Consider the following 12,846-nt stretch of genomic DNA (forward strand, 5'->3'; position numbering starts at 1 on the left):
CTACAACTACCGCGTCCATAGCGACACTTCCATAGATCTTTTAATGCGTTGTTTATAATGTTCTTCCAACAGGCTACGCAGCTCTGCTCTGACGATCACGCGCTGTAACTCCAGCTTACGGGTACTTTTTAAGTAACCGGCTTCTGCCAGCATGCGAAACACCACCTGCCCCATTTTTTTCTTGCTGGACTCTTTCCATTCGCAGATATCCGGATCGCGTTGTGAGCGCTCATCCAGAAAGTCTGACCAGATATAACTGTCCAAGTATTGCGCCTGGGAGATATAGGCATCCCTCATCACCGTTTCCATAAACTCAAGCAGCAACAGGTTGCGTTCCAGTGCCCCACAAAAAGCCACCTGGGTCGCCAGCTCATCATCCCCATCACGCAAAGCTTTCCAGAAATCAGGCTCTAAGCGCTCAAGACGCTTACGAATGGCAGTGGCGTTACGTTGGGCTGAAGCAGGCGTTCTTTTTTGCAGAATATTGTCAATCTGAATTGCCTGATGCCATTGTTCTGGAGTCGCTTCTCGTAATAACAGATCAGCGATCAGCCGGCTTTCACGCACCATCAGGGAGCCACCAATCAGGTCACTGTCATAATGAAATTGTTCTAACATGGCCAATCTCCTATGAGGCCTGATCAAACAGGTAAGACGACAGCTTTTCGATATCTGAGCGTTGTAGTACCAAGGGATATTTCAAGGCATCATCCGCCTCAGCCAGCGTGATCGCGGCCTGATATCGCTGCAAGGTATAGTGAGCCAGGGCTTTTTTCACCGGAATCTGTAATCTGCCATCAGGCATGCCGAAGTCTTTTTCGACCAGCGCTTGTTGTGATGAGTTCAATTTTGGATTAGGGATCAGCGTCAGTACAATTTCTTCATGCCATTGCTGATCCTGAGCAGGGTCTACTGACTCAATCGCCACCACAACAGGTGTGCGATCAATTCTGGAGAGTAAAAAGTCCTTAAACTGCTTGCTCTGATGGCAATAGGCACGGACATGCCAGCGAAAACCGGTATACACCAGGGTGTGTGGGGAAATGATGCGTTCATGCCACTGCGGATTCTGCATCGAGGCATAAATCATTTTTAAAGTGTTTTGGTTTCGGCAGGCACGCAAAACCTCCCGAATCACTTCGGGGCGCACACTGCGATCAGGTAATTGAACTGCTGCAAGATTCGGTTCTGGCATCGCAATCAGGGCATGCGATTCACTGACCAAGCCCGAGAGCATATTGAGATATTCATTGATATGTACGGTAGTCAGCACCGGTTGAAACGTGGCTTTAGGCACATAGCCTTTTACGGAGGGGTCATGAATCAAGGCATCGGGGTTATACAGCGTATTGTAACGCTTGATATCCGCAGAAGCCTGCTGTCGACTGAGCCCAAACCAGCTCATCAAACGATTGGTAACCAAACGACCTTCCCAGTAAGCAAGCAGCTCGATGGCTCGCATTCGAAGAAGCACTTCATGCTTATCTGTCGTCATATACCAATCAGTCAATAAATAGCAGCTTTAAGATTACCCTACAGCAAATATACAGTAAACATTTTTGACGGTATTTAAAGGTAGTATTGCAATCATCAGATAAAAAATATACTAGTATCCTGATGATAGCCGTCAAAGTACGATCTCTAGCAGATCATGGATCCTGGTATAGCGCGTGAATTGAGCTAAGTTTTAGAATGAGAGCAATATGGGTTTTAGATTTCGTAAAAGTATTAAATTATTCCCGGGTTTTAAAATTAATCTGACCCATAAAGGCATCAGCAGTGCCAGCATTGGCAAACCTGGTGCTTCTCTAAATATTGGGAAAAAAGGTACGCGAACCAGTGTCGGCATTCCAGGTACGGGACTATCTTACTCTAAACACCAGCCTTACTCTAAAAAAACCCGTGTTCCACAACCGACATCGCTAGAACACACGGAATATAATCCTCAGAATTTAGAACAACCGAAGACAAAGATCTGGCCTTGGATTATTTTTGGAATATTGTGTTTTATGGTGGGTGCCGTCATTTTTTAGCAAGAACCGCATTGTATTTTAATCAAAAAAAAAATGCCCAGATGGATGAATGGGCAAACTAAGGAATTAATATCCTTCAGAAACTCCAGCGCAATTCTCGCTACTTTCAGTAAGCGACTCTGGCTCAATCATGATAGTCTGACTCAATCGAATCGAGGTAAATCGATCCATTACAATTGGAGCAGAAATTATGCTTGAATACATTCTTGAATGATGCTGAAAAGTCTTTGAGTTTTAATTAATAAATAAGAGTATCCATGTCTACCCTCAACTTTACTTATTTTCAGATAGCAACCAATCGAGAGCACTCATTTTTACAATACCATTATAATTCGCTTCAGTCCCTATCGTGTCTAAGGTAAGCAAATACTTGGGATACGAATCAGAAATTTTCTGTAATGGACGTAACTCTCGGCTGAGTGTCTCCTCATTGAGCGTTTCTAATGCCACCTGATAATAAGTTAAATTCTGTAAAGTATCGACAGCAACAAAATCAATTTCATATTCATCAACCCGCCCTACATAGACCGTATAACCTCGTCTGACAAGCTCAAGATAAATCACATTTTCTAAGATATGACCTTGATCAGCATTAGCATCAGGCAACATAATCCGGCGCAATCCGACATCAACTAAATAGTATTTTTCAGAGGATTGTAATAACTCACGCCCGCGTACTTTAAATTGTGCGGCGCTATAAAATAACAAACTGTCCTGTAAGCCCTGAATATAGCGTTTTACTGTTTCAAATGAAATTTTAACCCCACTTGAAACAAAGGTATTTTTAATTTTATTGATGGAAATAGGTGAGCCTGTCACGCTTGCCAAATATCTTGCGACACGCTCGAGAGAGTTAATATCAGCAGTATTCAAACGAGGAATAACATCTTTAAACATTACACTGGCATAGACCGCTTGCAAGTAATCATAAGTTTCTTGCTGGCTAGTCATGGCAAGCGTATAAGGGAAACTACTGCGCGTATACATAGCATACAAATCACGATTGGATAATTGTTGGATGATCGGATTATTTTCAATATGCCACTGTTTAAATTCTTGGAATGACAAAGGTAGAACATGTTGCTCTATATAGCGTCCTGTAAGTAAAGTCGCAAGTTCTCCACTTAGAAAGAATGCGTTTGAGCCTGTAATATATAAATCGATATAATCCCGAACATATAAGGAGTCGACTACTTTCTCAAAATTTGTAACATGTTGTATTTCATCTAAAAAAACATAGTTTTTTTTACTTTTATCAACTTTGGACAATACATAATCATGTAGTTTACGGTAATCGGTGAGTTCTTCAAATTCCATAAATTCGAAGTTGATGGCAATGATGTTTTCGGCTTGTACACCCTGTGCTTTTAGGTCTTGTTGAAACATCGCCAATAAGGTGGATTTTCCAGAGCGACGCACACCTGAAAGTACTTTAATGACATCACGGTCTTGCCATGTATTCAGAAATTTTAAGTAGCCATCACGTCGAATATTAGCGCTTCTCATTATTTACACTTAGAATCTAAAGTTTTAATAAATTCTATCAAATTTTAGAATACATGTGTAAATATATTTAATTTTAATAAAAGTTTAAAGGTTAAGTGAAACATTCAAAGCTGCTGTTGAAGTATACGGATAGTAAATGTAATAAAAATCTAGATTCTATCTTTTTTGATTATTTTCCATGTCATGTTATGTCATTGATGCTGCGACTTAACTGCTATATAAATTAAGTGAAAAGTAAAAGGAATTAATATGTTAACTAGAGTGGAACTCATTTTTGTTGTGCTGATGGTCTCAGCCTTAATCCTAATTGCTTATGAAATGCTAAAAGGTTTATTTTAGAGCATCTATACAATTTTTGATCAAAAAAAAGCCCACAGAGGGAATCTATGGGCGAAACTAAGGACCTTGACGGTCATTCAGAAACTACAGCTAGTTTCTGGTTGTGATTCTGGACTGAATTAAAAATAACCACATTGGCTGAATGTATCAAAAGTTAAATCATGTGATTAATCATTGATACATCTGCAAAAATGAGCTCATCGCTCTGCTGCTCAATACAGTAATTCACCAAACAAATCCGCTCTAATCTCTTCCAGGCTCAGATCTGATTTCATCCTATTACAGATGGGATGAACCAGCAGACCATTCTCTAGAACGCCTTGCCCACCTACGGCTTTGGCAATCCGATGATCCGATTCAGTAGAATCAAGATAGATCAATCCATCACAAATGAGGCAAAAGTTATGATTACCCACCACAAAATTGTGCTTAAGCAGACTCTTGGTTAATGCCGAAAAGGCCTTGGGCTTTGACCGAGAAATTGGACTAATCGACTCCACATATCCCACCACATGCTTGACGACTGCATCATCATAACCACCCAAAAATCTTTCGACATAAAACTCGTTAAAGTTTATGTACTTGAAGGCCTTAGACATGGACAGAATAAAGGTATTCAGGCATTCCTCATCATCAAAATCAACTTCCATTTCCAAGCTTAAGCAAATAAAGGCTTTATAGACAATTTGTAGCCGATCATAGCCCTTGATACCACTGCCGAACTTGCCGACCGTTTCGGTGGTCGCCACGGGGAAATTGGCGATCAAGAACTCAATACTACGGCGTATCCGGGTGAAGTCCTTGAAACTAATCTTTCGATGATGAATCTGCATGCGGCTTTCATGAATTTCATACACAATTGAAAACCATGCAAGAAAAGAAGTAATCTGAAAACGCTGATCCTTATAAAAATATAAGTATGGATGTAAGCCCAAACTCGGAACCCCAGCATTTTTTACAGGCGTCGCTATCCTGCAAAGAATGGTCAACAGATGCGACATTAGGTTTTCAACGCGCTCCCCCTGATTCAGACTCATAATATTATGAATCTGATCACCCGCAATGATATTCATCAGCTCATTGACCAAGCCAATTTTTTTGCCATGACTCATTTCATTGTCTAATAAAATGGTCGAAAAAAGTAGCTGGTGGATCCTCTCCCCTAACTCAATCAACTCATTTAAACGTGTATATTGGAGCTCTTCTAGGTTAGATTTATTGTCATTGATATAACAACAGGCATAGATCGCATAATACGCGTCACTACCGCGATTTCTTAGGTGATATTCCTCATATTTATCTAAACGTTTAGTATCTGAGTTAATCGATTGAAATACCCGCCGCGCATCTTCCGGAGTCCCCAGTACCTGCCTGAAACTGATTTTAATATCTTCTAACTTCGACTTTTTTTCTGCAAACTCAGCATCAGTGCAAATTCTTTGAAAATCAGCGAGATCTCCTAAATAATTGCGGAGGTAACGAATATCTTGTTTTTGTGGATCATTGAAATTAGGTGCTTGAGTGACTTGCTCATCCGCAAAATATCTATTAATCCACGCATAGATACAGGAAAGACGATGTGCTCCATCAATAATGTAAATATTGCTGTGTATATCTTTCCAATACAAAATGCATAAATTGATGTTTTGATCTTCTGTGCAATCCTCAATAAAGTTTGCAATTTCTTGCACGCTCCAACATTCCGTAGAACGCTGGTTATCCGCTTTAAATAAACATTTGATGATTGGATGCTTTTCAAAATCAGTCAGTGCCACTTCAAAATTGTCACGCTGCATTGAAGGTGACATTTCTTCTGGCAACATGACTTTACGCTGAATAATATTGGTCAATAGTCGTGTAGAACCCATTTCTTATTTTCTCCAGGCAACACTTTCCTACTTTCGCTCAAGTACGAAATTTGAAAATGTATATAGTTCGATTTGGTTAAAGCTGTGAATTAAATGACCGTCAATATCCAGTCAGCGCTAACAAAAGAGACCTAAGAGAAATGGGGGGATTAGATAATAAAATCTTCATGTTTAGTACCTGTAGTTTAGAGTTGACTATCTACAACCATCTTTTCCACGAGATGGAGGTAGACCAAACAGGGGTGGAAATACCGCACTACAGAAGACGGCCAGTCATAGACTGCCCTGCCTGGCCTACCATAATGGCAAACTAAGCATAATAAGCACAAAAAAACCGCTAAAGCGGTTTTAATGCTTCTGTAGTAATTTTCAGGTTTCCACGCCCGATTACAGATTTTGCTGTAATGTAATTATCATATTTGTATCTTTTTCTTTGGTCAAACCAAATTAGAATTTTTTATTCATTTTTTAGTGATATTTTAAAATTGAATGCTGGCTTAATTTTTTCAAAATTTTAGCCGAAAAAATCCCTGTATTTTACCTACATACAAGGATGCGTGTTTAGCTCAAAATCTATGCAGCATACTTTTTGAAGCACTACCTACATTTATTTTTTAATTCTATGAAAGGGCCTCAATGAATTAAAATCATGAGAATAATTAAAACAAAAAATCAAATTCGCGGAAACCCAGGCCTTTGCTTGGCAAATCAGATTTTGACAAAGCAAAGGCCTGGGCCCCTTAAATTGAACGATATCTGCTTAGGCTATTCCCATAAGGAAGGGTGTTGTACAGCTTCCAATAGCAAATCAAATGCAAGGGATAATGTAATGTTTTTATTGCTTTGTTGATCGATAAAATAGACGTGAATCTCACGACTTTTTTGCGTGAGATCCACCGGATAGTTTTCGTACTGTAATTGGACATCTTCAGGTAACAACAGCTGCATCCCCTCGATAAAATCCTGCATTTCCCAACCCATTTTTGGCTTTTGCTGGGCATCAAAACGACATTGGAAACAAAACTGGTTTCTTCTGAGTTTGCCATGCTGAATCAATACAGCTAAAGCCGACAGAACTTTCTCCTTTAAAAGATCTTTTAATGCGATAAATAGCTGTAGGCTCTTTGGCTTCAGCTTGGTTTTGATCTGCTTGTCATATAGGTCGCTTAAGTACTTTTTCTCGATCGATGCAGCATTGTCCAAATTCCATCCAAGTTTACTGAATGAAGGTACTTGCCATTTTACAGCAAGCCAAAGCGCACGCTTAATCCAAATATCTAGGTTATCCACTATATGAGGTGCTTGGATCTCTGCATCTTGATATGTGTTGAGATACGTGTAGATGACCTTGTAGGATAATGGCTTTAGCTCGAATTGCATCTTGGGCATCAGATAAGGTTGTACTTTCTGATCAATACCCAACACCGGTTGCTCACGTTCAAAGCACTTTCGGTGTTGGCGGTCGCGATTCAGATCCACCGCTTCAGTTTCTTCACGATCATAATGCCTATTCAGAACAGCAGGATGAACTACACAGGGCGTATTGTAAATTCGATCAATCGCCAGCAGATCCAGGGTATGCAGGTAGTGTGAGGCCGTTTGTTCAATCGAGCTATGCCCCATCCAATCGGCCAGCAAACGCCATTTATGCTGAATCACCGCTTCATGCCTGATAGCCTGTTCACCGAACAGATGCTTGCGCATAGACTTAGCCTGCTGCCAGCTGTAGTCGGTATAGGTCATCACCATTTCTTTCGATCCCAACCAGGCGATTGCCAAATGAGTGGCGGCACTATGGCGGAAACTGTGGAAGGTATAGCCGTGATCTGGCTTGATGACTTCATCGAACAGCAGCCGGGTCATTTTTGAGATATACAGCTCGCTCAGGATTTCTCCACCGATCTCAAAAACCAACTGCTCGTTCGCCTTCTTATTATTCGGCTGCTGAAAACAATGCAGAAGATAGCTTTTCACCGCTTGCAGTTCATCATCCAGTAATACCGCGTTCAAATCGAGTTGACGTTGCGCATTTTGGCTTTTCAGTCGTCGATAGACATTATTTTTCAAGGTGATGCGTATGGCGACCGTTTGATTGCCTGGATCGTCTTTCCACAGCAGTTGAGGACAAATGATTTCACCCAGTGTCAGCCCCCGGATTTCATTGAGTCTACATCCCAAACGATAAGCCAGGATGTACATTAGCAACAACAGCTGCAAATGGACTTTTTCTTTTTGAGTTGAACAGGCCTCAATTTTCTGAATGACTGTTTTTTTTAATTGAATAAACAGCTGTGGGCTGATGAGCTTGGCTTGACAGAACTGGATACGTTGAAAATCACTGTGGTCAAAGCTGCTGACCGCTGGCACATTCTCCGGATATTCTTTCTGGCAAAAAGCATGGAAATCTTTCAGTCGTCCAAAGGCATATTGTGCCCGACCCTGAGAGCGAGTGTCTGTGTATTCACGCTGTGTTTCAGCACGTTCATCGATGCGGTTCAGGATGGAGGCATACAATTGCTCATAGTGCTCTACACTCATCTGTTCAAGGTCATTGTCATACATATAGATATGAAAGAAATAGTCTTTCGCAAAACTGCTCAGATAACGCTTGATACTACTCAATTTTAATTTCTTGCCGTTTTCTTTTTCTTCTTTTCTCAAATAAAAGATCCAGCTCAATAGTCTTAACTGTGCTTCTATCAAATTGCATTCTTTATAATTGTCGCCCGCTAAGGCTGCCTTCTTTACACTCAACCGGGTTTGAATATTGCGCCATTGCTTAAACTGCTGCTGATGGCGTTGTCTTTGGCTTTGCTTATTTTTCCCTGCCGGGGCTCGCTCTTGTTCAAAAAAATCCAACTCAAATGGAAGCTCGTTCAGTTGCTGATGTGCCGTGATAACCACCGGTTTGGCTGTTTCAGTCTCTAACGGGAGGATCCCATATTCTACTTTGACAAGATCATTCGTGGATTTCAAGGTATTGAACCAGGCTACACCTTGGTCTTCTGCCGTTAAAGACACGGTTTTTAGATGATTCTGCAATACTTCACTTAAACACATATCCAGACTCAAGTCTGGATGGATTTCTAGCGCCAAGTTGACATGCTGAAAGGGCTTGAGTGCAGTGATCTCAATGAGATCCTGATCCTCGGATTGCAAGATTTTTTTTAATGCCGCAATCTGTTCCGAGACCTTGAGCTGTTTTTTAAGATTCTCGAACACACTCAGAATCGCTTCCAGCACCTTACGCGGATGTTGTGGTTGCAGGTCCTCTGCTTGCTGTTTCAGGATGTGTAAAAAAAGTTGTGCATAAGGATTGAACCAGACATGCCGCCACTGATAAATCTTCTTGTCTTTAATCTCATTGCCGTAATAGCGGTGTGGCATGCAGTAACTGAGAACCAGTGGATTGGTAATTTTTTTATAGTCACTTCGATACAGTGTTGAATACCCAGACAACGGATGGCACATTTTCTCCTTCTCTTTCTCCTCCTCCAGCAGACGATTGCCGATGGCGACCAGCTGAGTGAGATCACTACAGCCTGAACAATAAATCAGACTTAAATACAGATGACCCAAGCACTGTTGTGCTGTTGGCATCTGCAATGTCTCGCTACGCCAATACGCTTTCAGTCCTCTGGCAATATGAAAATGCTGCTGTCCCAACCGCAGTCTGGCTTCAGTGCTGAGAATCTGCCGCGGTGGAGGATCAGAAAACAGCGTCGTAGGGCGCAGCTTAATCGGATAAGGCTGGTGTTCCTCATTCTGATACTGTTCTAAACAGGCTAAAAAACTGGCTTCACTGTGTTTGATATACGGTTTGCGCTTGGCACGAGTGGTGAAGTCTTTGTTCCTTAAGAAAGTCTCCAGTCCTTTGGCGAAATTCGCCCAGATTCGGGCAATCTGGTCATCGACATCCTGCTGGCTGTCCTTCTGTCCTGCAATAGCCTCCTTCATTTGTTGAAAAGTAAAGGCCACTTGCTGAGCAATCTGATGATAAATGGTTGATGGAATCTTAATCAAATAAGCATCTTCCGACGCGCTTTCATAAGCTTCTTTACGCTTAATCAAACAGTCTTCAGCCCATTGTAAATAAGGGGCTCTCAGCGCGACCGTGGCAATCTTTCTTTCCTTTAAAAATGCCTTGATTTCTTCCTGACAATCCACCCAAATTTTCTCAATTTCGCTATCGATTTCAAGCGTATTACCCTGATTTTTTTTAATGACATCCGACATCTTATTATTAAAATCCGCTTCGACTTGCTGCTTGATATTTTCATATATCAGGGACATGATTTTAATCGGATAAGCCTCTTGCGTTTCGCTCAGGTAGTCTTCCTTCAGTTGAAAAAAATAGGCTTCGCTCTGTTGTAGATAAGGGGCTCGGAGTGTTGCCGTGCTAAGCTTATGGTTCTTCAAAAATTTCTTCAGCGCTGACTGAAAATCTAGCCAGATTTTCTCAAGCCCTTTATCAATATCTGTCGTACTTCTTTTACGCCCTGCAATCGATTGGAGCATCTGCTGAAAAGTCAGTTCAACTTGCTCACCAATATACGTAGCAATCACATCATGCTTTGTCATGTGCTTTATCCTTTTTTGGCATCGGACTGGATAAATGCTCAACCTGCAATATCTTGATCATCTCATCGATGCCTTGACTGACATGGCATATATACTGATACAAGGAGGCTGAGGAATAACGATAAAACAGCTCCTGATCGCGTTGATCATGGCCGTACAAGGCCTGAATCACATTAAACGCCACTCCATGATCCATCAGCATATTCATTGCAAAATGGCGCAGCCAGTTATTGTAAATAGGCGCTGAGGCATAGCGCGACAACGCTTCATTCACCCAAGCTCGGCTAAGAGGCTTGATCCTGATTTTAGGACTGTCCCATGCTTGAGCCGTCACCGGCAGGCTTCCCGGATAGACAATCACCTTGCCAAACAGATCTTCAAGGGTGAAATTTTTCTTGAAGACAAATTTCAGTAAGTCAGCATAGTGAGTGACCACACTGTTTAAGAAATCGAGATAATGCTTAAACGCCTGAGTAAAAAACTTCGCTAACGGAATAAAACGCCCATCCTTACGTGATTGGCTATTCTTTTTATCATTCACATATAGCAGTCTTAAATCCAGATCATAAGCACTACACTCCCCCAACAAATGTTCTTGCGGACGTCGTGTTAAACATAACAGGCTGATATGCCACATCCACAAACTGTAGGCATTGATCCGCTCGATCAAGTGCTGATGCAACTGAATTTTCTCATGACAGACCTTATGCAGCTGCTGGAAGAAATCAGACACAAAATCCGGAGTCAGGGCCAATTGACTCCCCAGCCGGGTGGTATCCGCTTCACTCGAGCTTTCAAACTGCTGCTCGACGATCTTGATCTCGGCTTCCGTGTCCGGTCTGCACAGCGTATTCAGATAAATCCGGTACTTCTCATTCAGCTGCTTCTTTGCAACCCCTCCGTAAAAACTGCCGGGAAGATCATGAGAACTATCTTTACCCGACAGCACATGTGCAATATATTCATTAAACGTGTGGTGAAAAACATGGAAGTACAACTGTGCCTGTAACTTTTCGACAGTGATTGAACCAAGCTGTTGTCCTGCTATGCATTTTTTCAGATATTGATTGACCTCTTGCACCGTCACAGGCGAAGTACTACAACGTAAATGTAGATATTCAAACCAGCTGCTGGACAAATACAGCTCATGAGATACCATATGATTCAACTGATGTGGCATTAAACTTTCATTTTTTTGCTGAGTAATCGCCAGATACAGTCTCACCTGATATTCCGTCCGCTTGGCGCTCCCCGTTTTCAGCAGCACCCCCTTTTCAATCAGCTGTTCATAGTTCAGGAGTGCAACAGGTGACAAGCCACTGCTCAGGCTGAGTAAACAGGCGGCAGCCATGGCAGAACTGTCCGGATCTTGGCTATTTAATTCGCCATTTAACAGGTAAAAAAGATGCTGAATTACATCCTGACTCATATAATAAGAGTTGGTCACCAGCGGTTGTAAACGACGCTGTCGATGTCGCAACATATGCGTCGCATATTCATTTACAAATCTAAAAAAACGACCAGTTCCCGGATCTGTGGTTTCGATCTGCCAACCTTGTTCAATCGCATCGATCTCGCCCTCTTCATCTATCACGATCCATGGATCAAACGTGATATCAGCCGGAAAATAAGATAAAGTGATCTTCCCCTGCGACGGGTAGTCCTTTTCAACTTCCTCTTCTTGCGAGGGCCAATCCGGCACAGGTTTCAGCTTTTTAGGTCTTGGTTTTCTCGGTTTCCGTTTTTTAGCTTTTATTCTTTGCAGTATGCGTTTTCTTCGTATTTTCCTGTGTATTTTTCGATACACGATTTTTTTGTCGGCCAGACGTTTAAAAATGATGGTTAGTGCACGCAAGTAGTTGGAAAATTTTTTCTCTTTTAAAGAAAAATCCTGAATAAACTTCGTCCAATTCTCATAAATTTCCTTATTGAACTGCACCAGATTCAACATAAAATCTAAATAGCGTTGCAGTAATCGTCTGCTGTCGCTTTCCTCACTGCTTTCCTCACTGCTTTCCTCACTGCTTTCCTCTTGATGTTGCAGACCAAGCTCAACCAGCGGTTTACAAATGTAGCGCAACAAATCACAGATTTCTTTTTGCTTGGCGTCAGAAGCCGTTAACGGACAAATCGCCTGATATTGCTTGTAAAACAAATAACTGACCCGCAAGAGCAAATAACCGGTTTCATCCAGCTGTTTAGAGACATACGTAGCAAAATAAGTGAATGCCGCAAATAGATAATCCTTGCCTAGTTGTCGGGCGCTCACAATCGAGGTATAAACTTTAGCTGCATTAAGCTTCAATTTCTCAATTTGGAGTAAATCATCTACAGATAATTCAGAAAATTTTGTGAACGTCACAGTTTGCTGTAGTTGCAAGTATAGGATCGCGAAGTTGACCCGCAATTTCTCACTATCGCTTTTGTCTGCTTTATTTAATTTCTCACATTCTTGCGTTTCAGCAGTGAGATGAGATTGCAGATAGTTTTCTAAAGATTGTACTTTTGCCACGTTTCAT

At 41.5% G+C, this 12,846-nt stretch carries 7 protein-coding genes; 1 reads left to right on the forward strand and 6 read right to left on the reverse strand.

Annotated elements, in window-relative coordinates; genetic code table 11:
- Positions 1-6 precede the first annotated feature (6 nt).
- Positions 7-618, reverse strand: coding sequence for a DUF1819 family protein (locus ACNS8M_RS13830; protein ID WP_004758931.1), 612 nt, complete (start codon positions 616-618; stop codon positions 7-9).
- 10 nt (positions 619-628) lie between these two features.
- Positions 629-1,495, reverse strand: a complete 867-nt coding sequence (locus ACNS8M_RS13835; protein WP_419225345.1) for a WYL domain-containing protein — start codon at positions 1,493-1,495, stop codon at positions 629-631.
- Between the two features lie 208 nt (positions 1,496-1,703).
- Here ACNS8M_RS13835 and ACNS8M_RS13840 point away from each other — a divergent pair, with 208 nt between their 5' ends.
- A complete protein-coding gene (locus tag ACNS8M_RS13840) occupies positions 1,704-2,033 on the forward strand; it encodes a DUF4236 domain-containing protein (RefSeq protein ID WP_000506885.1) in 330 nt (109 codons plus the stop codon).
- 273 nt (positions 2,034-2,306) lie between these two features.
- Here ACNS8M_RS13840 and ACNS8M_RS13845 read toward each other — a convergent pair whose 3' ends face one another.
- The 4 genes from ACNS8M_RS13845 to ACNS8M_RS13860 form a co-directional block, all read right to left on the reverse strand.
- Positions 2,307-3,539 carry an ATP-binding protein gene (locus ACNS8M_RS13845; protein WP_001255534.1) on the reverse strand — a complete coding sequence of 411 codons (1,233 nt, stop codon included), beginning with the start codon at positions 3,537-3,539 and terminating at the stop codon, positions 2,307-2,309.
- 551 nt (positions 3,540-4,090) lie between these two features.
- The gene (locus ACNS8M_RS13850) at positions 4,091-5,746 is read right to left on the reverse strand and encodes an HNH endonuclease signature motif containing protein (RefSeq protein WP_138001002.1); all 1,656 of its coding nucleotides are present in this window, start codon (positions 5,744-5,746) and stop codon (positions 4,091-4,093) included.
- Positions 5,747-6,511: 765 nt separating this feature from the next.
- Positions 6,512-10,327, reverse strand: coding sequence for a tyrosine-type recombinase/integrase (locus tag ACNS8M_RS13855; protein WP_004761049.1), 3,816 nt, complete (start codon positions 10,325-10,327; stop codon positions 6,512-6,514).
- Entirely contained in the window at positions 10,314-12,839 is a 2,526-nt protein-coding gene (locus ACNS8M_RS13860) for a hypothetical protein (RefSeq protein ID WP_419225346.1), read from the reverse strand. Before ACNS8M_RS13860 ends, ACNS8M_RS13855 begins: the two co-directional genes overlap by 14 nt.
- Positions 12,840-12,846 lie beyond the last annotated feature (7 nt).

It is taken from the genome of Acinetobacter sp. A2 (genome assembly GCF_048537555.1).
GTDB lineage: Bacteria > Pseudomonadota > Gammaproteobacteria > Pseudomonadales > Moraxellaceae > Acinetobacter.

Coding starts and splice junctions, on each gene's coding strand:
- ACNS8M_RS13830 (WP_004758931.1), bottom strand. CDS start 618: ATGTTAGAACAATTTCATTATGACAGTGACCTGATTGGTGGCTCCCTG.
- ACNS8M_RS13835 (WP_419225345.1), bottom strand. CDS start 1,495: ATGACGACAGATAAGCATGAAGTGCTTCTTCGAATGCGAGCCATCGAG.
- ACNS8M_RS13855 (WP_004761049.1), bottom strand. CDS start 10,327: ATGACAAAGCATGATGTGATTGCTACGTATATTGGTGAGCAAGTTGAA.
- ACNS8M_RS13845 (WP_001255534.1), bottom strand. CDS start 3,539: ATGAGAAGCGCTAATATTCGACGTGATGGCTACTTAAAATTTCTGAAT.
- ACNS8M_RS13850 (WP_138001002.1), bottom strand. CDS start 5,746: ATGGGTTCTACACGACTATTGACCAATATTATTCAGCGTAAAGTCATG.
- ACNS8M_RS13840 (WP_000506885.1), top strand. CDS start 1,704: ATGGGTTTTAGATTTCGTAAAAGTATTAAATTATTCCCGGGTTTTAAA.